The sequence below is a fragment of the Rhizobium sp. 57MFTsu3.2 genome (assembly GCF_012932765.1).
Classification (GTDB): domain Bacteria; phylum Pseudomonadota; class Alphaproteobacteria; order Rhizobiales; family Rhizobiaceae; genus Rhizobium; species Rhizobium altiplani.
On record NZ_JDWI01000001.1, the window covers coordinates 262,578 to 285,042 of the forward strand.

At 60.5% G+C, this 22,465-nt stretch carries 23 protein-coding genes; 8 read left to right on the forward strand and 15 right to left on the reverse strand.

Annotation, left to right across the window (positions count from 1 at the left end; genetic code table 11):
• Nucleotides 1-11: 11 nt before the first annotated feature.
• Entirely contained in the window at nucleotides 12-455 is a 444-nt protein-coding gene (locus tag AF71_RS01300; protein WP_018855222.1) for a GNAT family N-acetyltransferase, read from the forward strand.
• On the opposite strand, the gene AF71_RS01305 is transcribed toward AF71_RS01300, so the two are convergent.
• The gene (locus tag AF71_RS01305) at nucleotides 445-1,062 is read right to left on the reverse strand and encodes a hypothetical protein (protein ID WP_025658617.1); all 618 of its coding nucleotides are present in this window, start codon (nucleotides 1,060-1,062) and stop codon (nucleotides 445-447) included. The genes AF71_RS01300 and AF71_RS01305 overlap by 11 nt on opposite strands.
• Before the next feature lie 158 nt (nucleotides 1,063-1,220).
• Here AF71_RS01305 and AF71_RS01310 point away from each other — a divergent pair, with 158 nt between their 5' ends.
• Nucleotides 1,221-1,715, forward strand: a complete 495-nt coding sequence (locus AF71_RS01310) for a ferritin-like domain-containing protein (protein WP_169679368.1) — start codon at nucleotides 1,221-1,223, stop codon at nucleotides 1,713-1,715.
• A 39-nt stretch (nucleotides 1,716-1,754) separates the two neighbouring features.
• Here AF71_RS01310 and AF71_RS01315 read toward each other — a convergent pair whose 3' ends face one another.
• The gene (locus AF71_RS01315) at nucleotides 1,755-2,645 is read right to left on the reverse strand and encodes a LysR family transcriptional regulator (protein WP_018855225.1); all 891 of its coding nucleotides are present in this window, start codon (nucleotides 2,643-2,645) and stop codon (nucleotides 1,755-1,757) included.
• 125 nt (nucleotides 2,646-2,770) lie between these two features.
• On the opposite strand from AF71_RS01315, the gene AF71_RS01320 reads away from it, so the two are divergent.
• Together AF71_RS01320 and AF71_RS01325 are read left to right on the forward strand one after the other, a co-directional pair.
• Nucleotides 2,771-3,766, forward strand: a complete 996-nt coding sequence (locus AF71_RS01320; protein ID WP_018855226.1) for an aldo/keto reductase — start codon at nucleotides 2,771-2,773, stop codon at nucleotides 3,764-3,766.
• Between the two features lie 101 nt (nucleotides 3,767-3,867).
• The gene (locus AF71_RS01325; RefSeq protein WP_018855227.1) at nucleotides 3,868-4,227 is read left to right on the forward strand and encodes a nuclear transport factor 2 family protein; all 360 of its coding nucleotides are present in this window, start codon (nucleotides 3,868-3,870) and stop codon (nucleotides 4,225-4,227) included.
• A gap of 279 nt (nucleotides 4,228-4,506) precedes the next feature.
• Here AF71_RS01325 and pheT read toward each other — a convergent pair whose 3' ends face one another.
• The 7 genes from pheT to AF71_RS01360 all read right to left on the reverse strand — a co-directional run bounded on the left by pheT (nucleotide 4,507) and on the right by AF71_RS01360 (nucleotide 11,741).
• Nucleotides 4,507-6,930 (reverse strand): phenylalanine--tRNA ligase subunit beta, encoded by a 2,424-nt coding sequence (gene pheT / locus AF71_RS01330; RefSeq protein ID WP_169679371.1) that lies wholly within the window; start codon nucleotides 6,928-6,930, stop codon nucleotides 4,507-4,509.
• A 15-nt stretch (nucleotides 6,931-6,945) separates the two neighbouring features.
• Complete coding sequence (pheS, locus tag AF71_RS01335; protein WP_018855230.1) at nucleotides 6,946-8,028, reverse strand: phenylalanine--tRNA ligase subunit alpha; 1,083 nt, start codon at nucleotides 8,026-8,028, stop codon at nucleotides 6,946-6,948.
• Between the two features lie 274 nt (nucleotides 8,029-8,302).
• The gene (rplT, locus tag AF71_RS01340; protein WP_007798644.1) at nucleotides 8,303-8,707 is read right to left on the reverse strand and encodes a 50S ribosomal protein L20; all 405 of its coding nucleotides are present in this window, start codon (nucleotides 8,705-8,707) and stop codon (nucleotides 8,303-8,305) included.
• A 39-nt stretch (nucleotides 8,708-8,746) separates the two neighbouring features.
• Entirely contained in the window at nucleotides 8,747-8,950 is a 204-nt protein-coding gene (rpmI, locus tag AF71_RS01345; RefSeq protein ID WP_007529267.1) for a 50S ribosomal protein L35, read from the reverse strand.
• Between the two features lie 231 nt (nucleotides 8,951-9,181).
• Nucleotides 9,182-10,534: a HAMP domain-containing sensor histidine kinase gene (locus AF71_RS01350; protein ID WP_169679374.1), complete on the reverse strand. Its 1,353-nt coding sequence runs from the start codon at nucleotides 10,532-10,534 to the stop codon at nucleotides 9,182-9,184.
• Entirely contained in the window at nucleotides 10,531-11,196 is a 666-nt protein-coding gene (locus AF71_RS01355) for a response regulator transcription factor (RefSeq protein WP_018855233.1), read from the reverse strand. The genes AF71_RS01350 and AF71_RS01355 overlap by 4 nt, the downstream gene beginning before the upstream one ends.
• A 5-nt stretch (nucleotides 11,197-11,201) precedes the next feature.
• Nucleotides 11,202-11,741, reverse strand: a complete 540-nt coding sequence (locus AF71_RS01360) for a hypothetical protein (protein ID WP_169679377.1) — start codon at nucleotides 11,739-11,741, stop codon at nucleotides 11,202-11,204.
• Between the two features lie 253 nt (nucleotides 11,742-11,994).
• Between AF71_RS01360 and AF71_RS01365 the strand changes: the two genes are divergently transcribed.
• Nucleotides 11,995-12,378 carry a hypothetical protein gene (locus tag AF71_RS01365; RefSeq protein ID WP_169679380.1) on the forward strand — a complete coding sequence of 128 codons (384 nt, stop codon included), beginning with the start codon at nucleotides 11,995-11,997 and terminating at the stop codon, nucleotides 12,376-12,378.
• A 251-nt stretch (nucleotides 12,379-12,629) separates the two neighbouring features.
• Here AF71_RS01365 and infC read toward each other — a convergent pair whose 3' ends face one another.
• Entirely contained in the window at nucleotides 12,630-13,166 is a 537-nt protein-coding gene (gene infC, locus AF71_RS01370) for a translation initiation factor IF-3 (protein ID WP_025658610.1), read from the reverse strand.
• 179 nt (nucleotides 13,167-13,345) lie between these two features.
• Between infC and AF71_RS01375 the strand changes: the two genes are divergently transcribed.
• Together AF71_RS01375 and AF71_RS01380 are read left to right on the forward strand one after the other, a co-directional pair.
• On the forward strand, nucleotides 13,346-14,146 hold the full coding sequence (locus AF71_RS01375) for an alpha/beta hydrolase (RefSeq protein ID WP_169679383.1): 801 nt from the start codon (nucleotides 13,346-13,348) through the stop codon (nucleotides 14,144-14,146).
• Between the two features lie 150 nt (nucleotides 14,147-14,296).
• On the forward strand, nucleotides 14,297-14,896 hold the full coding sequence (locus AF71_RS01380) for a transglutaminase-like cysteine peptidase (RefSeq protein ID WP_018855238.1): 600 nt from the start codon (nucleotides 14,297-14,299) through the stop codon (nucleotides 14,894-14,896).
• Nucleotides 14,897-15,050: 154 nt separating this feature from the next.
• Here AF71_RS01380 and mbfA read toward each other — a convergent pair whose 3' ends face one another.
• Entirely contained in the window at nucleotides 15,051-16,034 is a 984-nt protein-coding gene (gene mbfA / locus AF71_RS01385) for an iron exporter MbfA (RefSeq protein WP_018855239.1), read from the reverse strand.
• Nucleotides 16,035-16,352: 318 nt separating this feature from the next.
• Here mbfA and AF71_RS01390 point away from each other — a divergent pair, with 318 nt between their 5' ends.
• Nucleotides 16,353-16,721: a helix-turn-helix transcriptional regulator gene (locus tag AF71_RS01390; RefSeq protein WP_018855240.1), complete on the forward strand. Its 369-nt coding sequence runs from the start codon at nucleotides 16,353-16,355 to the stop codon at nucleotides 16,719-16,721.
• Between the two features lie 10 nt (nucleotides 16,722-16,731).
• Here the strand turns inward: AF71_RS01390 and AF71_RS01395 are convergent, their stop codons facing one another.
• The 4 genes from AF71_RS01395 to dnaK all read right to left on the reverse strand — a co-directional run bounded on the left by AF71_RS01395 (nucleotide 16,732) and on the right by dnaK (nucleotide 22,329).
• Nucleotides 16,732-16,941 (reverse strand): hypothetical protein, encoded by a 210-nt coding sequence (locus AF71_RS01395; RefSeq protein ID WP_025658607.1) that lies wholly within the window; start codon nucleotides 16,939-16,941, stop codon nucleotides 16,732-16,734.
• 147 nt (nucleotides 16,942-17,088) lie between these two features.
• Nucleotides 17,089-19,002, reverse strand: a complete 1,914-nt coding sequence (locus AF71_RS01400; protein WP_245271632.1) for a tetratricopeptide repeat protein — start codon at nucleotides 19,000-19,002, stop codon at nucleotides 17,089-17,091.
• Nucleotides 19,003-19,190: 188 nt separating this feature from the next.
• Nucleotides 19,191-20,324 carry a molecular chaperone DnaJ gene (gene dnaJ / locus AF71_RS01405; RefSeq protein ID WP_018855243.1) on the reverse strand — a complete coding sequence of 378 codons (1,134 nt, stop codon included), beginning with the start codon at nucleotides 20,322-20,324 and terminating at the stop codon, nucleotides 19,191-19,193.
• A gap of 85 nt (nucleotides 20,325-20,409) precedes the next feature.
• On the reverse strand, nucleotides 20,410-22,329 hold the full coding sequence (gene dnaK, locus AF71_RS01410) for a molecular chaperone DnaK (RefSeq protein ID WP_018855244.1): 1,920 nt from the start codon (nucleotides 22,327-22,329) through the stop codon (nucleotides 20,410-20,412).
• Nucleotides 22,330-22,465: the final 136 nt, after the last annotated feature.

The window sequence follows — 22,465 nt, forward strand, 5'->3', positions numbered from 1 at the left end:
GGGAGGGACCGATGACCGTGACGATCCGCGATGCGAAGCCCGAGGACGAAGCGCGCTGGCGCGAGCTTTGGGCCGGCTATCTCGCCTTCTACGAGGTCACGGTCGATCCCGACATCACCGATGCGACATGGCGCCGGGTCTTCGATCCGGCGTCTGCGATCTTCATGCGTGTCGCCGAGGTGGACGGCAAGATGATGGGTTTCACCCTCAGCCTGACGCATGAGGGCACCTGGATCCGTGGCAAGGACTGCTATCTCGAAGACCTCTTCGTCGATCCGGCCGCACGCGGAAAGGGTGCGGGCCGCGCCTTGATGGACGATCTCGTTTCGCTCTGCAAGAAGAACGGCTGGTCGCGGCTCTACTGGCACACCAGCGAACAGAACAAGACGGCGCGGGCGCTCTACGACAGCTATGTCGAGAACGACGGGCACATCCGCTACCGCATCAATTTCTGAGCGGCGGGAAGCCCTCATACAAGCCGGCGTGGCTGCCCTCCCAGTTCCCCATGCCCGGCTTCGTCAGGATGCCGCGTGGCCTCACATAGCTCTGGATGACCCGGCGCGGGCGTTCGTGCCATTGGATGTTGAAGGCCCAGAGCTTCGGGAAGAAGCAGAGCGAGGCATAGGGCAGATGATCGTGGATCCACCATGCCAGCCTCTGCCAGTCCTCTTCGTTGCTGTAGTTGTCGACCATCCACGGGACGACGACACAGGCGGTGGCACCCATGCAGCCATCGAAATCGCGCAGGTCCCAGATGTGATCGGCGGCCGTCGCGGCATTTAACGAGCAGTTGAGGTTGTTGCGGTTGCCGAACTGGTTGACCTCAGGCGAGCGATAGCCGGAACGGATGTGCAGCCGGCCGAACGTCGCCTGCAGCGGTTCCAGCAACTCCTCGCAGAGCCGCCTTCCCGCTTCGATCGCCAGATCGGGATTTTCGGGGATATTCGGAATGCGATAGAAATCGGCGATTTCGGAATGCAGGAAATCACGGAGGAAGAAATTCTTCGAAAGGCGCGCACGCCCGAGTTCCTCCAGGCCCTTCATCGATCCAGGTTTCTTCACGAAAAGCTCCCGTTGGTTGAACGTCTCACTCTGCCTCCCCCGGCGATCAACGCAACCCGAAAACGACCGGAACAATTAGCTACCTCTTGTCTTTCCCTAGCGTCCGTAGCTCCCCACCAAGGAAGCGCGGATCCCCCACACCCAGGAAGGTAGAGACAATGGCCAAAGAAAAGACCCTCGACGATCTATTCTACGATACGCTCAAGGACATCTATTTTGCCGAACGGCAAATCCTGCGCACCCTGCCGAAAATGGCGCGGGCGGCTCAATCGCAAGAGCTGAAGGCCGGCTTCGAAAAGCATCGCGAGCAGACCGAGGGACATGTCGAGCGCCTGCAGCAGGTCTTTGACCTCGTCGGCAAGCGCGCCCAGGGCAAGACCTGCGAGGCGATCCAGGGCATCATTGCCGAGGGCGAAGAGATCATCGATGAGTTCAAGGGCTCGCCGGCTATCGATGCCGGTCTCATCTCCTCTGCGCAGGCAGTGGAGCACTACGAGATCGCCCGCTACGGCACGCTGAAGACCTGGGCGCAGACCCTCGGCAAGAAGGACGTCGTTGCCCTGCTCGACAAGACGCTGCAGGAAGAAGCGGCAACCGACAGGACTTTGTCGAAGCTGGCCATGACGGCTGCCAACCAGAAGGCCGCGGCCTGACCGTCGATCCGGCGGGATGCCCAACGGCATCCCTCCGCTTCACCCGACATAACGGAAGAAGTCGATGAAGGCACGCAGAGCTGGCCGCATCTGGCGCCGGCTCGGATAGTAGATGAATGGCCCCGGATAGGGCGAACACCAGTCCTCCAGCACACGGACGAGCTTGCCGCTTGCCAGTTCGTGCTCGACGCGCAGGTCGAACAGATAGGCGAGCCCCACGCCATTCAGCGCCGCGATCAATCCCAGCCTGTCCTCACTGACGATCAGGGGACCATCGACTCCCACAACCAGCTCCTGGCCGTCCTTTTCGAATTCCCAGCGATAGATCGTGCCGTTTGTAAAACGCCGCTTGATGCAGCGGTGGTGAACCAGATCGGAGGGGTGCAAGGGTTTCGGGTGCCGCTCAAAATAGTCGGGAGAACCCGCAATCACCGTGGTCAGATTCGGCGAGGCCCGCACGGCGATCATGTCCGCCTCGAGGCTCTCCTCCAGGCGAATGCCGGCGTCGAAACCTTCCCGAACGATATCGGTGAACCCATCCTCGTTGGCGATTTCGAGGGTGATATCAGGATAGCGGTTCAGGAATTCGCCAAGCCGCGGCGCAAGCAGGATATCCGAGGCAAAACGCGGCGCGGAGATGCGCAGATTTCCGGCCGGCCTTCCACCCGCCTCGGTGACCGCTTCTAGCGCGATCCCGATTTCATCAAGCGCCGGCTTCAGGCGCTGCAGCAGCAGACGCCCCTCCTCCGTCGGCGCGACACTGCGCGTCGTCCGTGCCAGCAGCCGGACGCCGAGGCTTTCTTCCAGGCGCGAGATCGCGTGGCTGACGGCGGATGGCGCAATTTCCAGCTCCTTGGCGGCCGCGCGAAAACTTCGTCGTTCGGAAACGGCGGCGAGAACGACGAGTTGGGCAAGCTGCGTGCGGTTCATTGATCGAATAATTAGAACAGCCTGTTACGGATTGCACCTATTTTTTGAAGGCTGATGGGGCGCTAGGTTTCATCAGTACCCGGCATCGACCGTGGTTTGACCTTTCGCTCACAAAGGAGCCCCGCATGAAAACCCGCAAACTCGGAAACGACCTTGAAGTCTCTGCCGTCGGCCTCGGCTGCATGGGCATGAGCTTCGCCTATGGCGCCAGTGACGAAAACGAGTCGATCAGGACGCTGAACCGTGCCGTCGATCTCGGTATCACCTTCTTCGACACGGCCGAAATGTACGGCCCCTACACCAATGAAGAGCTCCTCGGCCGGGCATTGAAGCCCGTGCGCGATCGCGTCGTCATCGCCACCAAGTTCGGCTTCAAGCTGGATCCGAATAAATCCGGCGCCGCAGCCCTGACCGGGGTCGACAGCCGCCCGGAAAACGTGAAGCGAGTGGCAGAAGCCTCTCTGAAACGGCTCGGCGTCGAAACGATCGACCTTTTCTACCAGCATCGTGTCGACCCCAATGTGCCGATCGAGGAGACCGTCGGCGCGATGGCCGAGCTGGTACGCGAAGGCAAGGTTCGCGCACTCGGCCTTTCGGAAGCCGGCAGCGCCACGATCCGCCGCGCCCATGCCGTCCACCCCATCGCAGCACTGCAGAGCGAATATTCGCTCTGGACCCGCGACCCGGAAAACGGCGTTCTCCACACCTGCCGCGAACTCGGGATCGGCTTCGTGCCCTATAGCCCGCTTGGCCGTGGCTTTCTGACGGGCGCGATCCAGAAGCCGGAGGATCTTGGCGCCGACGATTTCCGGCGCCAGCTGCCGCGCTTCCAGTCGGACAATTTCGACGCCAATGTCGCGCTCGTGGCCAAGCTCGAGGCACTTGCTAAGGAGAAGGGCGTGACCACCGCACAGCTGGCGCTCGCCTGGGTCCTGCACCAGGGCGACGACATCGTGCCGATCCCGGGCGCTCGCAAGGTGAACCATCTCGAGCAGAACGCCGCCGCAGCCGATATCGTGCTGAGCAAGACGGAGCTGACCGAACTGACAGAGACCATCTCGCTCGATAAGATTGCCGGCAAGCGCTACTCCGACGCGTCGCTCGCGATGACCAACCTCTAGCCGAAAGGCGGAGGCATCGATTGCCCCCTGCCGCATCCGGCGATCTTGCCGCACCCATTCGCTGCACTATGCTATTGGGCATGTTCCTGGCGAGGTGAGACATGTCGGACCAGCAGGCAATCGAAGCAGTCGTCCATCTCTACGTCGAGGGCATGACCTTCGCCAACGAAGCTGCATTGCGGAAGGCCTTCCATCCGCAGTGCGACATCATCGGGCACTACGAGAACGCGGTCGAGTGGCTGAACCGGGAAGAATTCATTGCCGCGATCGTCGCCGAAGGTTCGGCACCACCCACAACCCAGCCGCACATGGACATCCAGATGCTTGACATCGTCGGCGATGCGGCGTGCGTGAAGGTCAGCGACGATTTCGCCGGCATGCGCTTCACCGATTACCTCTCGATGCTGAAAATCGACGGCCGCTGGACGATCGTCAACAAGCTCTACTATCTCCACACATAGAAAAGCCGGCGAGACGATCGCCGGCCCAGCTTGCTGACAAAGCCTTATAGCATATTGGGATGGAAGCTCTCTCTCTCGTCACCCCGGCCGATGAGCCGGGGTCCAGCGCGCGCAAGTCCTTGCGCGCAAAAGGCCTTTCGCACCGCAGACGCGGTGCCGCTGGATGCCGGCACAAGGCCGGCATGACGGAGAAACCGAATGTTCCGCAAAAAGAACACTTCGTCAGCAGTCGGAGCCGGCGAAATGATCGCCGGCCCTTTGCTTCGGGAGATCTTGGCCTCAGGCTCTGAGAACGCCACCGGTGAACTTCGTCACGCTGGCAACGATCTTCTCAGTCAGCGCCTCGAAATCCTCGTCGGTCAGCGTGCGCTCGACCGGCTGGATCTGCACTTCGATCGCTACCGACTTCTTGCCTTCACCGAGTGACGGACCCTCGAAGATGTCGAAGACATTGACTGATGTGACCAGCTTGCGGTCGGCACCGGTCGCGGCCTTGATGATCGCGCCGGCTTCCACCGACTTGTCGACGACGAAGGCAAAGTCGCGCTTGACGGCCTGGAAGGCAGACAGTTCCAGCGCCGGCTTGGTGCGGGTGGCTTTCTTCTTCGGCTCGGGCATGGCGTCGACATAGACCTCGAAGCCGCAGAGCGCGCCCGAGACATCGAGCGCTTCCAGCGTCGAGGGATGGAACTCGCCGAAATAGCCGAGCACGACCTTCGGACCCATCTTGATCGTACCGGACCGGCCGGGGTGGAACCATTCGGGACCGCCCTGCTCGATCTGGATGTTGCCCATCGGCAGGCCGCAGGCTTCGATCACGGCCAGCGCATCGGCCTTGGCGTCGAAGACGTCCACCGGCTTGCCGCCGCCCTTGGCAGCGTTCGACCACATGCGGCCGGAGCCTGACATCGATGCCGTGCCGCGACGGACGCCGCCGGCAACGCGGCGCTGGCCTTCCGGCCGGTCGTTCTCATAGGTGCCGGACACCTCGAAGATCGCAACGTCGCCATAGCCCTTGTCGCCATTCCGCTGGGCAGCCGTCAGCAGGCCGGGGAGCAGCGAGGGGCGCATGTCGGACATATCGGCAGCAATAGGATTGGCAAGCTTGAGTGCCGGCAAGCCGCCGCCGAAGAGCTTTGCCTGATCCTCTGAGATGAACGACCAATTGACGGCTTCCAGCATGCCGCGCGAGGCAAGCGCGCGCTTGGCGATGCGAGTGCGGATCTGCAGCGTCGTCAGGATCCTGCCGTTGACGGCTGCATGGCTTTCCAACGGCGCCGGCTTGATGTTGTCGACGCCGTGGATGCGCATGACCTCTTCGACGAGGTCGGCCTTGCCATCGACATCGGGACGCCAGGAGGGAACGGCGACGGAAACGCGTTCGCCCGAACCGGTAACCTTGAAGCCGAGGCGCGTCAGGATCTCGGTGCTTTCCTGCGTGGAAACCTCAAGACCCGTCAGGCGCTTGACCTCGGAGAAGGGGAAGTCGACGATCTTTGCGTCATAACCCTTGTAGCCGACGACCTCTGCCTTGGCGGCCGTGCCGCCGCAGAATTCGAGCACCAGCTCGGTGGTGCGCTCGAGACCGGGAACCATATACTCCGGATCGACCCCGCGCTCGAAGCGGTAGCGGGCATCGGTGATGATGCCGAGGCCGCGGCCTGATTTCGCGATGTTCATTGGATCCCAGAGAGCGCTCTCGATCAAGACGTCGGTGGTGTTCTCGTCGCAGCCGGAATGCTCGCCGCCCATGATGCCGCCGATCGACTCGATGCCATCGGCATCGGCGATCACGACATTATTCGGCCCAAGCTTGTACTCGCGCTGATCGAGCGCAAGCACCGTCTCGCCGTCCTTGGCGCGACGGACGGTCAGGTTGCCCTTGACCTTGGCGGCGTCGAAGACGTGCATCGGGCGACCCTGGTCGAAGGTCATGTAGTTGGTGATATCGACGAGCGCGTTGATCGGGCGAAGACCGATAGCGAGCAGACGCTGTTGCACCCATTTCGGGCTCGGGCCGTTCTTGACGCCGCGTACGAGACGCAGCGCAAAGCCCGGGCAGAGCTTCGGATCGTCAAGGTCGAGCGTCAGCCTCACCGGCGTCTCGCCTTCAACAGTGAAGGACGGTGCCGGGCGTGTCTTCAGCGTGCCGAGGCCGGAAGCAGCCAGGTCACGCGCGATGCCGTAGATCGAAGTGCAATCCGGACGGTTCGGCGTCAGGTTGATCTCGATCATGGGATCGTCGAGATGCGCGTAGGCGGCGTAGCTTTCACCAACCGGCGCATCCTCGGGGAGATCGATGATGCCATCGTGGCTGTCGGAGATCTGCAGCTCCTTCTCCGAACACATCATGCCGTGGCTTTCGACGCCGCGGATGTTGCCGACGGCTAGCGTCACGTCGATGCCGGGAACATAGGTGCCGGGGGCCGCGAAGGCGCCGATCAAGCCGGCGCGCGCATTGGGAGCGCCGCAGACGACCTGAATGGGGGCGCCCTTGCCGGTATCGACGGAGAGAACCTTGAGGCGATCGGCCTGTGGGTGTTTCTCGGCGGTCAGGATCTTGGCGATGACGAAGGGCTTGAACGCCGCCTTGTCATCGACGTCCTCGACCTCGAGCCCGATCTCGGTCAGGCGGGTGCAGATTTCATCGAGGGTCGCATCCGTTTCCAGATGATCCTTCAGCCAGGAGAGTGTGAACTTCATAATCTCTATCCTCCCTTACGCGCTCAGGCCGCCGAACAGCGTCGGCATGTCGAGCGGGCGGAAGCCGTAATGGGTCATCCAGCGGACGTCGGCGTTGAAGAAGTCGCGCAGATCAGGCATGCCGTATTTCAGCATGGCGATGCGGTCGAGGCCCATGCCCCAGGCAAAGCCCTGGTATTCATCGGGATCGAGACCGCCGGCGCGGAGCACGTTCGGATGCACCATGCCGCAGCCAAGGATCTCCATCCAGTCGGTGCCTTCGCCGAACTTGACGATCGGACCGGAGCGGTCGCACTGGATGTCGACTTCGAAGGACGGCTCGGTGAACGGGAAGAAGGACGGGCGGAAGCGCATCGTCACACTGTCGACCTCGAAGAAGGACTTGCAGAACTCTTCGAGCACCCAGCGGATGTTGGCGACATTCGCCTTCTTGTCGACGACCAAGCCTTCGACCTGGTGGAACATCGGCGAGTGCGTGGCGTCCGAATCCTGGCGGTAGGTCTTGCCGGGGATGATGATGCGGATCGGCGGCTTCTGCGCTTCCATGGTGCGCACTTGTACCGGCGAGGTGTGCGTGCGCAGCACCTTCCGCTCACCGTTCTCATCCGGATTGAAGAAGAAGGTGTCGTGCATCTCGCGGGCCGGGTGGCCTTCCGGGAAGTTCAGCGCCGTGAAATTGTAGTAGTCGGTCTCGACATCCGGACCTTCGGCGATCGAGAAACCCATGTCGCCGAAGATCGCGGTGATTTCGTCGATGATCTGGCTGATCGGATGGATACGGCCGCGCTCGGCTGGCGAAGAGCGTACCGGCAGGCTGACGTCGACCGTCTCGGCCTTCAGGCGCGCATCGATCGCGGCCTTCTTCAGCTCCGCCTTGCGGTCGGTGATTGCGTCGGTGACGGCGTTCTTCAGTGCGTTGATGGCAGCGCCGCGCGTCTGGCGCTCTTCCGGCGTCATTGCACCGAGCGTCTTCAGGAGCTCGGAGACCGAACCCTTCTTGCCGAGCGCGCCAACACGCACGGCTTCAATCGCCGGCTCGTCGGCAGCGGCTGCCACATCAGACAGAAGTTGCTTTTCCAGGGTTTCGAGTTCGGTCATCTTTTCCTGCCTCACAGGGCGTCAGTCTTGTCGATAATTCACGAAAACATGCATCGAATAGCTCAAGCGCCACGATGAAGCGTCGCAGATCACTACCCATGTGCACGCGGCCAATCAACCGGGCACACCACAAAAAGCCCGCGACGTCGAGAGAGGAACGGCCCATCGCGGGCAATGCCGTCTCAATCGCCATCGCGCCGAATGCAAAGAACCCGCGCAAGCCTGGCCAGCGCGGGTTCTAAATCATCGAAGCAAAAGCTCTGACAGCGCCGGCTTAGTTGACGGCTGCTTCAAACTCGTTCTTCGTACCGGCGTCCTTCAGGTACTCGAGAGCCTTCTTGGAGGCAGCAACGAGTGCACCGAATGCTTCCGGCTCATGGATTGCCATGTCGGAGAGAACCTTACGGTCGACTTCGATGCCAGCCTTGTTCAGGCCGTCGATGAAGCGGCCGTAGGTCAGGCCGAATTCGCGGACAGCGGCGTTGATGCGCTGGATCCAGAGGGCGCGGAAGTTGCGCTTGTTGATCTTGCGGTCGCGGTAAGCGTACTGCTTCGAACGATCGACAGCAGCCTTCGCAGCGCGGATGGTGTTCTTGCGACGGCCGTAAAAGCCCTTAGCGGCCTTCAGAACCTTCTTGTGCTTGGCGTGGGCGGTAACGCCTCTTTTTACACGTGCCATTTCATGATCTCCTTAATCTAAAGCGTTCGCGGAATAGTCTTAGAGACCGTTCGGCAGGTAGTTCTTCACGACCTTGCGGCCATCGGGTTCTGCGAGAACCATCGTGCCACGTGCATCGCGGATGAACTTGTTGGTACGCTTGATCATGCCATGGCGCTTGCCAGCAGCTGCAGCCTTGACCTTGCCGGTCGCGGTGATCTTGAACCGCTTCTTGGCAGCAGACTTCGTCTTCATCTTGGGCATTTTGCTACTCCGTTTCTGGACCCCCTGCTCTTCATCAAAGAAGCCTTCTCGCGATGCCCGGTTTCCGGCCGTCGCAACAAGGTGCGGGAGCGTTTGTTGTTGATCTGCGGCTCCGGTGATGAACCGTTCCGCAAGCATTCGAAACCGCCACGGCATGCCCTGCCGGTCAGTTCGGACGCGCGCTTATAACCGCAGCGTCATAAAAGTGCAACGGGGCGGCCAATGAATCTTCTAAGCAATGGCGGGAAGCCGGCTCGCCATGGCCGGAAGCATCAGTTTCACCTGCAGACCGCCCCACCGCGAGGCGGAAAGATCGAGCCGGCCGCCGTAAGCCTCAAGGATATCGCCCGAGATCGCCAGCCCTAACCCAGTTCCTGCCGTGCCTTCATCGATCCTGACACCGCGCTTCAGCATCAGATCGTATTTACCAGGATCGGCGCCGGGTCCATCGTCGGAAACGCTGAGCACGACATCATCCTGCAAGCGACCGGCGGAAAGATCGATGCGCGTCCTGGCAAAGCGCACGGCATTGTCGAGTACGTTGCCGAGTGCCTCGGCGATGTCCGCGGGGTCCGCCTGAACCGTCAGGGCGGGGTCGATATCGAGATGCCAGTCGATTCCTTTCTCTTCGGTGAAAGGCGTCAGCACATTGACGAGCTTTCCTGCAATGCCGAGCAGCGACGTCGTGGCCATTTGCTCCACTCCCATGCGGGCGGCCTGCAGTTGTCGGTCGGCGCGCTGGCGGACCAGCTCGATCTGTTGCAGAGCCGTTTCGCGCTGGTCCTCGGGCAAGGCTTCAACCAGGTGAGACAGCACCGTGAGAGGCGTTTTCAAACCATGGGCGAGGTCGCTGGCACGCGCGCGGGCGCGCTCGATCGCCGTCTCCCGCTCGCTGAGCAGCAGGTTGATTTCACGAACCAGCGGCTTGACCTCGCTCGGCCCCTGCGTGCCGATATGTGAGCTGCGGCCGGCCCTGATATCCGCAACGCGCTCGCGAAGCCGCACCAGCGGGCGCAAGCCCACCCACCCCTGCAAGAACGCCGCGAGGAGCAGCATGCCGCCGGTCGAAAGCAGCATCAGCCGCAACGGCCGGTGATAGCTTTCAAGCGCCGCTTCCATCTCGGGCTTGGAGAAAGCCGCATAGACGGTGAAATTCTTCTTTGCGGCGCCTTCGCCAAGCGCCATCGTCTTCATCGACACCAGCAGCGGCGAGCCATCCGGCCCGTCCGTTTCCCGGAACCCGCAATACATGTCCTTCGACAGGTCATCCGCGGTGATCTCCTCGTCCCACAGCGAGCGAGACCGCAGCGGCTCCTCGTTGCCATCGGGAGAGATCTGCCAGTAGCGGCCGCCGGCGGGGATCTGGAAGCGCGAGTCGGCAGGCTCGTTCTTCAATTCAAGAGCGCCATTCTCCACGCTGAGCCGCGCCGCCAGCGAATCCATCACCGACGTCATTTCGTTGGAATACTGGTCGGCCAGATAATCCGCGAACAGGTGGCTAAGCACCGCCCAGACGAGCATCAACGCCAGCGCGATCGCGACAAGCGCTCCGGCAGCGAGGCGAAAATGCAGCGAGTGGATCACCGAGGTCGCCCCGGAAGAACATAGCCGAAGCCGCGCCGGGTCTCGATGGCGTCGCTGTCCGTCTTCTTGCGCAGCCGCGCCACCATAGCTTCCACGGCATTCTTGGCGGCATCGTCATCACGGCCCTGAACCTGGCTCGCCAGTTCGGTCGGGCTCAGGACCTCACCGGGCTTGCCGATGAAAAGCGCTATCATCCGGTATTCGAGCGGACTGAGATCAAGTTCGCGTCCATCGAAGGTGACGCGCCTTGCGCTTTCATCGAGAGTGAAGCGGTTGGCGGATTTGACGCGCGATGCGATGGCGCCGGTGCGCCGCAGGAGCGCTCTCAGGCGAGCCAGCAGCTCCTCGGTACGAAACGGCTTCGGCAGATAGTCATCGGCTCCCGCATCAAAGCCGTCGACACGCTCCATCCACGAGCCGCGGGCAGTGAGAACAAGAACCGGCGTGTTGATGCCCGCGCCGCGCCAGCGTTTCAGGATCGACAGGCCATCCATGCCGGGCAATCCGAGGTCTAGGATGATGGCTGAGTAATCGCCCGTCTCGCCCTCTTCCCATACAGCAGGCCCGCTTGCAAATACCTCGACGCGATAGCCTTCCCGCCCAAGCTGTTCGACCACATGGCCGGAAATATTGGGATCGTCCTCCGCCAACAGGATACGCATAGCCCCTACCCTCCCAGCAATGCTCCGTTGCGGGCGTCGACTCGCAATGTCCTGATCGCGCCCGTCCCGTCGCGAACTTTCACTTGATACACATCGCCGAACATGGATCGATGGAGATTGACGTCGATGACCCGACCGTAGCGTTTTGCGTCGATCCGCTGCAGAACGGTCTTCAGCGGCAGGATCCGGCCCTCGCGAACGGCGTCGCGCGCGCGATCGGAATCGGTGTTCCGGCCGCCACTGCCGCGGCCGCTGCTACCGCCGCCTCCGCCGTGGTCGTCGCCGCCGTCATCATCCCCGTGATCGTCGCGGCCGCCACGACCGGAATTGGAACTGCCGCTGCCCGAGTTGGAACCCGAGGATCCGGGCGAACCAGAGCCCGACGAGCCGCTGCCTCCGCTCGAACCGCTCCCACCGCTGCTGCCGCCGCCATCATCGCTGCCACCATCCTTGGCCTCAGCATGGGAAACGAACATCGGGCCGGCCGCAGAGAGCGCTATGGCCAGCATCAAGATCGTCATGAAACTGCGACGGCTTCTATTCATTGAACTTCAATGTACCTCAATGCTTCTGCAATCGCGGAACCTACACTGAACACTTTATCGCGACCAGACAAGGCTCCGATAAACCAGGAACTCCGCCGGGGCGCGGCGGAGTTCCTTCTTCCGAAGGGGTGGCCGGAAGACCGCGCCGGGCAGATTATTGCGCCGAAGCGGGAAGTATGTTGACGCTGGTGATTGCGCCAGGATTTCGAATAAAGTCACCTCTGTGAGGATGCGCGATCACCTCGTGTGCCCCATGCTCAAGCTCAACCTCGACCTCGAGGCGCCGGCCGAGTTGATCGACGGCGACAAGCGAACCGTTCAGCAGTCCCGTCAGGCTCGCTTCGGACACCGAAAGGGTCACTTCCGGGCGATTGTCGTTGCGGCCGCCGCGGTGCTCGCCAGGATTGTCGTCGTTGGCGTCATGGTTGGCTCCGTCATCGCGTCCACGTCCACGGCCGTGATCGTCATCGCCGTCGTCATGACCGCTGCGACCGCTATGATCATCACCGCCACGCCCGCTGCCGCTGTTGTCATCACTGCCACCGCTATGGCTGGATCCACTGTTGCCGCTGCTGCTGCTTCCACCGCCATCATCGCTGCCGCCGCGAGCGAATGCCAACGACGAAAAATGGCCTGACGTGAACGTCTGCATTGTCGGGAGCGACAAGGTCACCGTGATTGCGGCGACGGAAGCCAATAACGCGTGTGAAATGGTCTTCTTCATGATCTTTGCCTTCTGCTCTCTTCTTGTTGAGAACAGATTGCCAAAGTCTCTCTGACAGACTGTTGAGTGCGTTTGTCAGCATCCTGTCAGATTGGTCCGACCACAGCCCCAAAATACAAAAGCCGCCCTTACGGACGGCTTTGATTGGAGAGTGGCGACGCGCCTCACTTCGGCGCGAGTACCATCATCATCTGGCGGCCTTCGAGCTTGGGCTCGGCTTCGACCTTGGCATATTCGGTCGTGTCGGCCTTCACCTGCTGCAGCAGCTTCATACCAAGTTCCTGGTGCGCCATTTCACGGCCGCGGAACTTCAATGTCACCTTGACCTTGTCACCGTCTTCAAAGAAACGGCCCATCGCCTTCATCTTCACCTCATAGTCATGGGTGTCGATGTTAGGGCGCATCTTGATCTCTTTAACTTCGACAATCTTCTGCTTCTTGCGCGCCTCGGCAGCCTTCTTCTGGTTGGCATATTTCAGCTTGCCCAGATCGAGGATCTTGCATACAGGCGGTTCGGCATTGGGGGAGATTTCCACCAGATCGAGGCCGGCTTCCTCAGCCATTTTCAGGGCCTGGTCGGTGGGCACAACACCCAAGTTCTGTCCTTCAGCATCAATCAGCTGAACTCGGGGGATGCGAATTTCCCGGTTCGAGCGCGGCCCTTCCTTTACGGGCGCGTCGGCTTTAAAGGGTCTGCGAATGGTCGTATTCTCCTCGCGTTGTTTCGGATCGCTGCAGCCCGGGCACTCCCGATGACGGAAGTACAAATGTCGTTTCACCATTGCTGCAACGGAGTCGGTACCATCCTTTAGCGGAAAAATCACCTGCTGTCAGCCTGTCAAGAATCTGTTTTATAGGCCAAAACAACTGGAGTTCCGCGATGTCCGACGCAAATCTCACTTACAACCAACAATATCTTACCGTCGGACAGGGCGAAGCTGCGCGCGAGATCGCCTATATTGCGCGTAGCCAACCTGGCCAAACGGCCGGCCCAACCCTCGTCTGGCTCTCCGGATACCGCTCTGACATGAGCGGCAGCAAGGCGGTGGAGCTGGACAGCTTCGCGGCCGAAAACGGCCTTGCCTGCCTGCGCCTCGACTATTCCGGCCACGGCCTGTCCGGCGGCAAATTCACCGACGGGACGATCTCGCGCTGGCTCGAGGAGGCGCTTGCGGTAATCCTCCACGCGGCGCCCGAGCGCATCCTCGTCGTCGGCTCGTCGATGGGCGGATGGATTGCGCTCAGGCTGGCGCAGGAACTCGCCAAGCGGCAGGACGGGCCGAAGCTCGCGGGCATGGTGCTGATTGCGCCGGCTCCCGACTTCACCTCCGATCTGATCGAGCCGAACCTCACGAAGAAGGAGAAGGCCTCGCTGGCCGAGCGCGGCTACTTCGAAGAGCGGTCGGCCTACAGCCCCGAGCCAAACATCTATACGCGAACCCTGATAGAGGACGGGCGCGACAACAGCGTGCTCAACGGCATCATCGAGACCGGCTGCCCGGTCCATATCCTGCAGGGGATGAAGGATCCGGACGTTCCCTATCAGCACGCTATGAAGCTCGTGGAGCATCTCCCCGCCGACGACGTCGTGCTGACCTTCGTGCGTGATGGCGATCACCGGCTGTCGCGGCCCCAGGACATCGAGCGCATGCTCGCCGCCGTCAAAGGGCTTATCCGCTAGGCCAAACGATCCATGTGTGCCAAATCCTAACGGATTTTAACCATATTGGCGGGTAGTGGCACCTTCCCCAGAAGTAACGATTGACTCTCCGAGCCTCCGTCCGTTAACTTTTTGTTAACAATACATGGGCGATGCAAGGGAACAGCGGGCGTGCGGATCAAGGGTTTCGTCGTGGCCATGATGGCCATGTTTGCTATGTCTACAGCCGCAACGCCGGCTTCCACCAACAATCTCTCGATGGTTACCGGCGCTGCGACGTCCCAGCCGATCGGCCATTACGACTTCTGCCAGAGCCATCGCAATGAATGCGGCCCAAACCGCAACGTCTCGCCGGCCGAGATGTCGGAAGGGAAATGGGGAATGGTGCGGTCCGTCAACACGATGGTCAACAACAACATCACGCCGATGACCGACAAGGAAATCTACGGCAAGGATGAGGTCTGGGCTTATCCGACGACCGCAGGCGACTGCGAGGACTTCGCCCTGCTGAAGCGCCGCATCCTGATACAGCGCGGAATTTCGCCGGCTAATCTTCTTCTCACGGTGGTCCGCAAGCCCGATGGCGAAGGTCATGCCGTGCTGACGCTGCGCACCAGCAACGGCGACTTCGTGCTCGACAACCTGGCGTCCAACATCAAGCCATGGTTCGACACGCCCTACTCCTTCATCAAGCGCCAGTCGAGCAACAATGCCGGTCGCTGGGTCACCATCGAAAATGGCCGCGACGTTCTGGTCGGTGCTTTGCGATAAGCGATAGTAGATTGAACGAAAAAGGCCGGCGAAACGCCGGCCTTTTTTATGCACGACGCCAGTTAGTCTAGCCCGTCATTCCGGCGCATCGCCTGTGCATTCGCGCGCCAGATCAATTCACCGCGTCGATCGCTCCGTAGTGCCGGAGCTCGCTTTATCCATTGCCGATCAGAATGCCGGCACCGAGAACGAGACCGCCGCCCACGACCACCTGGAAAGCAGCGCGCAGGAATGGCGTTTCCATAAATCTGTTCTGGATGAAGGCAATCGCCCAGAGTTCGAAGATCGCGATGATCACGGCCATCGTCGTTGCGATCCAGAAGTACGGGATGAGATAGGGCAAGGTGTGGCCGAGACCGCCAAGCGCGGTCATGACGCCGCAGGCGATGCCGCGCTTGATCGGCGATCCGCGGCCTGAAATCTTGCCGTCGTCATGTGCCGCTTCTGTGAAGCCCATCGAGATGCCGGCGCCAACCGAGGCGGACATGCCGACAAGGAAGGTCTGCCAGGTGTTCTGGGTCGCAAAGGCGGCTGCGAAGATCGGCGCCAAGGTCGATACCGAGCCATCCATCAAGCCGGCAAGGCCGGGTTGCACATAGGTGAGCACCAGTTGGCGGCGGGCAGCGTGATCTTCCTCCGCCTTGACGTCGGCCGGCGTGTGCTTGTCGACAAGCATGTGAGTAATGTCCTCATGGCCCTGCTCCGCCAAGGCGAGGTCACCGAGCAACTGCCGGGTCTGCGCGTCCGTGACGCGCCGTGCCGCTTCGACATAGAAGCGATAGGCCTGCTGCTCCATCGCTTCGGCTTCACCGCGGATTTTCTCGAGCGACAGGTTGCGTCGCAGCCAGTCGGGTTTGCGCTCATAGAAACCCTGAACATGTTCCCGGCGAATGAGCGTGATGCGTTCACCGAACCGCTGGCGATAGATTTCGATCAGGGACTTGCGATGGGTGTCCTCGACCTCGGCCATCTCTTCGAAAATTTTAGCGGACGCGGGATAGTTGCTGCGCAGCATGTCGGCGTAGGCGAGATAGATGCGCGCGTCCTCCTCTTCGGCCCCAATGGCGAGTGCGAGTATTTCCTGTTCCGACAAAGAATCGAACGAGCGCTTGGATGACCAAAAAAGCCTGGACAGCATGACAACCTCAATTTTAGAATTATTCTAAAATAGAGGTTGCCGGCGCGTCGGTCAAGTTTTCACAGGCATGGAAACCAGTGAATTGACGCATGGCCGCGGCAAGTAAAACGACGCACAGCTTCGCGTACGTGCACCGCCTTTAGCTGGCATCGGAAATAACGTGCACGCTACAGTCTACATCTACGCCGAAAGTGTATGATTATTGGGCAAAAAACCATAACAAAAGCGGGTTGAAATTTACAACTCATGGGATTGAGATATTATGGAAGGCGGGCATAGTACTATGCGTATTGATTGCATTTATAAGGGAACATAACGGTGCCAGATCCGGTAGATATTATTGTTGGTAAAAATGTACGGACACTGAGGGCCAAGCGACGCATATCGCAGCTGGAACTGGGAGAGGCGCTGGGGCTGACTTTTCAACAAATTCAGAAATACGAGAAAGGCACCAACCGCGTATCCGCAAGCAAGCTTCACCAGATCGCGGTTTTTCTGGGCGTTGATATTTCGGAACTGTTCGAGGGCGCCAACCCGTCTGACGGATCAGCGCGGCCAGGGCTGAGCCCCGAAGCCTATGAGCTTGCCCTGCACTATGACAAGCTTCGCTCTGCGGCAGGCAAGGAGGCCGTCAAGACCATCTTGTCGATCATGACCGGTGAAAGCTACATCGAGGCTTTGCGCTGAACCCTGTCGGTCAGTGCAACTCGCACGCGTGAAGCGCGATGAGCAAGTCGTCCTGCGTCCGATGGCCAGCATGGTAGAGATCGATCGCGATGCTCGCGATGGAAAGTCCCTGCTGGCTGCGCAGCTTGATGTTGCGCTCGGCACACCAGGAATAGAGCGCGCCGGCGAGCACATCGACATCATCGGACTGCAAAGACAAAGAAGTGGCTGCTGCCGTCATGGAAGTTGCCCTTGTTTTTGGTTTATCCCCGAAAGGATACTGGCCGCTTTGCTTCTATTTGCAAAGCGGCATTCACTGCCTGCGTTAACGCAAGGCAGACGTGCATTTTTGCTTGTTTCATAATGGAACACCCAGCAAGCGCCGGCGCTATTCTGACGCGACCCGGTACTCCAGCGAGGCCGAGCATGCCGCGATCGCATCCAGCATTTTCTCGAACCGCGGGTGATCGCGCACCGAATCGAGGTCCGAATCATGCTTGAACCATAGGATGTGATAGCAGGACGATTGCGGCAGCAGTTCTTCCAACAGATCGAGTGCGGCGTCGCATTCGTCCAACAAAGCATAGACACACGCGATGTTGTATTGAGCAACGATGTCATCCGGATCAATCATCTGCGCGCGCTTGACCCACTCCTTAGCGCGTTCCGCATCGCCCATGTGAGCCAATGCGAGCGCACCGCGATGGGCCGGCCCCGAGTTTTCCGGATGCCGCTCCAAGGCCTCTTCCGCACGCTCGATGCAGACGCGCGCCCAATGCGCTCGCTCCTCCTCGAGACCAAGCGACCGGCATGCGCTCATCAGATGAATGGGCGAGAGATAGTCGTCGGGGCGGATCTCGGCCGCCCTAGTGAAGAAGGTGATAGCCCCCTCGAACTTGCCCTCCATGAAAAGGAAGCGACCATAGTGGAAATTCGCTTCATAGAGATCGGGCTCCAGCGCCAGCGCCTTTTCGAACTCGACAAGAGCCTCCTCGTCTCGCCCGTCCTGGTGCAGCGCCAGTCCGCGCGACGCATGCGCCTCGGCAAGATTCGGATCGAGCGCCAGCGCCTTGGCACTCAGATTGAGTATCCCCTGCAGTGTAAACTCACCCGCATGCCAATCGCGCAGCGCCGACTCGCAATCCGCCATGCCGGCATAGGCACGGGCATATTCCGGATCCAACGCAACGGCCGTTGCAAACATGCGCCGGGCCAGAAGTAGATAGGGCCTTGTCCAGGTGTGAGACAGCTGTCGTCCACGCAGATAATAGGTGTAGGCCTCGACATTGCTTGTCGGCTCAGCTGCGATCGCCTGCCTCTCCTCGGGTAGCAGCTTGATCTTGAGTTGATCGACGATTGCGTGGGTGATCTCGTCCTGGATCGCGAAAATATCGGTGAGGTCGCGATCGAAGCGGTCCGCCCAAAGGTGCCCGCCATTTCTCGCATCGATCAGCTGTCCGGTGATGCGGACGCGCTGGCCGACCTTGCGCACGCTCCCCTCGAGAACGAAGTCGACACCGAGTTCCGACGCCACCTGCTTCACCTGCACGGACTTGCCCTTGTAGGTGAAGGCGGTGTTGCGGGCGACCACGTAGAGGTTCGACACCTTCGAGAGGTCGGTGATGATGTCCTCGGTGATGCCGTCGGAAAAATACTCCTGCTCGGCATCGCCGCTCATGTTAGTGAAGGGCAGCACGGCGACAAGCTGCTTGTGCTTTTTTCGGGCTGCGGTCAAAGCCGCCTTGTTCACTTTCAGTGGCAGCGCCCGCTGCGGCGAAATCATATAGACCCGGACCGGTTCCTTGATGTTCTTGAGGCGGTGTTCCCCGCGATCCTCGAAGGACAGGTCGAGCCGTGAGCCGACATGGTCCTTGACGGTGGCCGAAACGGCAATGCCTCCTGGCTCAGCAAGCGCCTCCAGCCGCGCAGCGACATTGACGCCGTCCCCGAAGATATCGCCCTCCTCGACAATGACGTCGCCGAGATGGATGCCGATCCGAAATTCGATACGTTTGTCTTCGAGCACCGACAGGTTTCGTTGCGCGGCCTCTCGCTGCACCTCATCGGCGCAGGCAACAGCATTCACGATGCTGGAGAATTCCGCCAGCATGCCATCGCCGGTCAGCTTGACGATGCGTCCGCGGTGCTGTGCAATCTTCGGATTGAGCAGCTCCGTGCGGCAGGTTTTCACCGCACTTAGCGTTCCGGATTCATCTATGCCCATCAACCGGCCATAGCCGACGATGTCGATTGCGAGGATGGCTGCGAGACGGCGTTCCAAGTGTCCCTCGACGCTATACAGTTTTCGTCACGCTAATTTAGCCTTTTATTATCTTAATGTCCCACCATTCATTCGGTCGACCCGGGATAATAAGGTGTTTTTGACGTTCGAACGTTGAGACAACCCTGCGTAGGCGACCTGACAAAGCAAACAACAAAGGCCCGGCTGCAGCAGCAACCGGGCCTTTGTTACATTTCATATAGGGTCGATCAGCCCTCGAAGAATTCCTTCATGCGCGCGAAGAACCCGGTCGATTCCGGATTGTTCTCCTTCGAGGAGAGCTGCTCGAACTCCTGGAGAAGTTCGCGCTGGCGCTTTGTCAGCTTCTGCGGAGTCTCGATCTGGATCTGGATATAGAGGTCGCCCGTCTGCGGCGAACGCAGCACCGGCATGCCCTTGCCCTTCAGGCGGAACTGCTTGCCGGCCTGCGTGCCTTCGGGCACCGTCACACGCGACTTCGTGCCATCGAGCGTCGCCACGTCAAAGGTGCCGCCGAGTGCCGCCGTCGTCATCGAGATCGGAATGGTGCAGTAGAGGTCGGCGCCGTCACGTTGGTAAAACTCATGCGGCTTCACCGACAGGAAGATGTAAAGATCGCCCGCCGGACCGCCGCGCATGCCGGCTTCGCCCTCGCCCTGCAGGCGGATGCGGGTGCCGTCTTCGATACCGGCCGGAATGTTCACGGACAGCGAACGCTCTTCGGTGACGCGGCCCTGGCCATGGCACTTCGTGCACGGATCGGGAATGATCGTGCCACGACCATGACAGGTCGGGCAGGTCCGTTCGATCGAGAAGAAGCCCTGGGCAGCGCGCACGCGACCCGAGCCCTGGCAAGTGCCGCAGGTCTTCGGCTGCGTGCCGGGTTTCGCACCCGAGCCGGAGCAGACGTCGCAAGTGATCGAAGTTGGCACGCGGATCTGCGCCGTCTTGCTGGAGAAGGACTCCTCCAGCGAAATTTCCATGTTGTAGCGAAGATCGGCGCCACGCTCGCGGCCGCCCGAAGAGCGCTGCCGCTGGCGGCCGCCGCCCATCATCTCGCCGAAGATATCCTCGAAAATGTCGGAAAATCCGCCGCCGCCAAAGCCGCCGCCCATGCCGCCGCCGCCCATGCCGCCATGCTCGAAGGCAGCGTGACCATATCGGTCATAGGCCGCACGCTTCTGCGGATCCTTGAGCATTTCGTAGGCTTCGTTGATTTCCTTGAACTTGCGCTCGGCGTCGTGGTCGCCCGGATTCTTGTCCGGATGGTACTTCATGGCGAGTTTGCGGAAGGCGCTTTTCAGCTCTTTTTCGTCCGCCGTCTTGGCGACACCCAGCGTTTCGTAAAAATCGGCTTTTGCCATTAAGGATTAGACCCCGGAAATGGTTTTCCGGCTGCCGTGGTGGGCAGCCGGAACGTCAGTTTCAAGCTAGACCGTCTCGTCTCGCTTAGGCGGACTTCTTGCGGTCGTCGTCCTTGACTTCTTCGTAGTCGGCATCGACGACATTGTCGTCGCCGGCTTCCGCGGATGCGTCTGCTGCCGCACCGCCTTCAGCCTGCTGTGCTTCGTAGATCGCCTGACCGAGCTTCATGGAGACTTCCATGAGGGTCTGGGTCTTTGCCTTGATGTCTTCAGCATCCGGCTCGGTTGCTTCGACGGCAGACTTCAGAGCAGCGATCGCATCGGAGATCGCGGTGCGGTCGGCCTCGGAAACCTTGTCACCATAATCCTTCAGCGACTTTTCCGTGGAGTGGATCAGGCTTTCAGCCTGGTTCTTGGCTTCCACGGCCTCGCGGCGCTTCTTGTCGGCTTCGGCATTGGCTTCGGCGTCCTTGACCATCTTTTCGATGTCGGCGTCGGAGAGACCACCAGAAGCCTGGATACGGATCTGCTGTTCCTTGCCGGTGCCCTTGTCCTTGGCCGAAACCTGCACGATGCCGTTCGCGTCGATGTCGAAGGTGACTTCGATCTGCGGAACGCCACGCGGTGCCGGCGGCAGGCCAACGAGGTCAAACTGACCGAGCAGCTTGTTGTCGGCAGCCATTTCGCGCTCGCCCTGCGAAACGCGGATGGTGACGGCCTGCTGGTTGTCGTCGGCGGTCGAGAAGGTCTGCGACTTCTTCGTCGGGATCGTCGTGTTACGCTCGATCAGACGGGTGAAGACGCCACCGAGGGTCTCGATGCCGAGGGACAGCGGGGTTACGTCGAGAAGCAGAACGTCCTTGACGTCGCCCTGCAGAACGCCAGCCTGGATGGCTGCGCCGAGTGCCACGACTTCGTCAGGGTTGACGCCCTTGTGTGGCTCCTTGCCGAACAGCTGCTTGACGACTTCCTGGACCTTCGGCATGCGGCTCATGCCACCGACGAGAACGACTTCGTCGATCTCGGCTGGCGTGACGCCGGCATCCTTGAGAGCAGCCTTGCACGGTGCGATCGTGCGCTGGATCAGATCCTCGACCAGGCTTTCGAGCTTGGCGCGGGTCAGCTTCAGCGTCAGGTGCTTCGGGCCGGTTGCATCAGCGGTGATGAACGGCAGGTTGATTTCGGTCTGCTGCGAGGACGACAGTTCGATCTTTGCCTTTTCGGCAGCTTCCTTGAGGCGCTGCAGAGCCAGCTTGTCGCCCTTGAGGTCGATGCCGTTGTCCTTCTTGAACTCGGCAACGAGGTATTCGACGAGACGCATGTCGAAGTCTTCACCGCCGAGGAAGGTATCGCCGTTGGTGGACTTCACTTCGAAGACGCCGTCGCCGATTTCGAGGATCGAGATATCGAAGGTACCGCCACCCAAGTCGTAAACGGCGATGGTCTTGCCGTCCTTCTTGTCGAGACCGTAGGCAAGGGCTGCCGCCGTCGGCTCGTTGATGATGCGCAGAACTTCGAGGCCAGCGATCTTGCCGGCATCCTTGGTTGCCTGGCGTTGTGCGTCGTTGAAGTATGCGGGAACGGTGATGACGGCCTTTTCGACCTTTTCACCGAGATAGGATTCAGCGGTTTCCTTCATCTTCTGAAGGATCATCGCGGAGATCTGGGCAGGCGAATAGCCGGTGCCGCGGGCCTTGACCCATGCGTCGCCGTTGTCGCCCTTGGTGATCTCGAAAGGAACGAGAGCCTTGTCCTTTTCAACCGTCGGATCGTCGTAGCGGCGGCCGATGAGGCGCTTCACTGCGAACAGCGTATCCGTGGGGTTGGTGACTGCCTGGCGCTTGGCCGGCTGACCGACGAGGCGTTCGCCATCTTCGGAAAATGCTACGATCGAAGGCGTCGTGCGCGCACCTTCGGCGTTCTCAATGACCTTCGCGTCCTTGCCGTCCATGACAGCGACGCAGGAATTTGTCGTTCCGAGGTCGATACCAATTACTTTTGCCATGTCATTCTCTCCTTGAAGCAAGCTGTCGGAACCCCGAGAAGGCATTTCCCTGACAGCCCCTTACGGGATGGGTCTTTAAGATTAACGCAATCGTGATTGCGGTGATGCCGCGTATATAAGGAGCGGTTTTCGGGAC

Bases quoted from the DNA above. Each gene is read 5' to 3' on its own strand.
- AF71_RS01300 (WP_018855222.1), top strand. From the start codon at position 12: ATGACCGTGACGATCCGCGATGCGAAGCCCGAGGACGAAGCGCGCTGG.
- AF71_RS01310 (WP_169679368.1), top strand. From the start codon at position 1,221: ATGGCCAAAGAAAAGACCCTCGACGATCTATTCTACGATACGCTCAAG.
- AF71_RS01315 (WP_018855225.1), bottom strand. From the start codon at position 2,645: ATGAACCGCACGCAGCTTGCCCAACTCGTCGTTCTCGCCGCCGTTTCC.
- AF71_RS01320 (WP_018855226.1), top strand. From the start codon at position 2,771: ATGAAAACCCGCAAACTCGGAAACGACCTTGAAGTCTCTGCCGTCGGC.
- AF71_RS01325 (WP_018855227.1), top strand. From the start codon at position 3,868: ATGTCGGACCAGCAGGCAATCGAAGCAGTCGTCCATCTCTACGTCGAG.
- pheT (WP_169679371.1), bottom strand. From the start codon at position 6,930: ATGAAGTTCACACTCTCCTGGCTGAAGGATCATCTGGAAACGGATGCG.
- pheS (WP_018855230.1), bottom strand. From the start codon at position 8,028: ATGACCGAACTCGAAACCCTGGAAAAGCAACTTCTGTCTGATGTGGCA.
- rplT (WP_007798644.1), bottom strand. From the start codon at position 8,707: ATGGCACGTGTAAAAAGAGGCGTTACCGCCCACGCCAAGCACAAGAAG.
- rpmI (WP_007529267.1), bottom strand. From the start codon at position 8,950: ATGCCCAAGATGAAGACGAAGTCTGCTGCCAAGAAGCGGTTCAAGATC.
- AF71_RS01355 (WP_018855233.1), bottom strand. From the start codon at position 11,196: ATGCGTATCCTGTTGGCGGAGGACGATCCCAATATTTCCGGCCATGTG.
- AF71_RS01360 (WP_169679377.1), bottom strand. From the start codon at position 11,741: ATGAATAGAAGCCGTCGCAGTTTCATGACGATCTTGATGCTGGCCATA.
- AF71_RS01365 (WP_169679380.1), top strand. From the start codon at position 11,995: ATGCTCAAGCTCAACCTCGACCTCGAGGCGCCGGCCGAGTTGATCGAC.
- AF71_RS01375 (WP_169679383.1), top strand. From the start codon at position 13,346: ATGTCCGACGCAAATCTCACTTACAACCAACAATATCTTACCGTCGGA.
- mbfA (WP_018855239.1), bottom strand. From the start codon at position 16,034: ATGCTGTCCAGGCTTTTTTGGTCATCCAAGCGCTCGTTCGATTCTTTG.
- AF71_RS01395 (WP_025658607.1), bottom strand. From the start codon at position 16,941: ATGACGGCAGCAGCCACTTCTTTGTCTTTGCAGTCCGATGATGTCGAT.
- dnaJ (WP_018855243.1), bottom strand. From the start codon at position 20,324: ATGGCAAAAGCCGATTTTTACGAAACGCTGGGTGTCGCCAAGACGGCG.
- dnaK (WP_018855244.1), bottom strand. From the start codon at position 22,329: ATGGCAAAAGTAATTGGTATCGACCTCGGAACGACAAATTCCTGCGTC.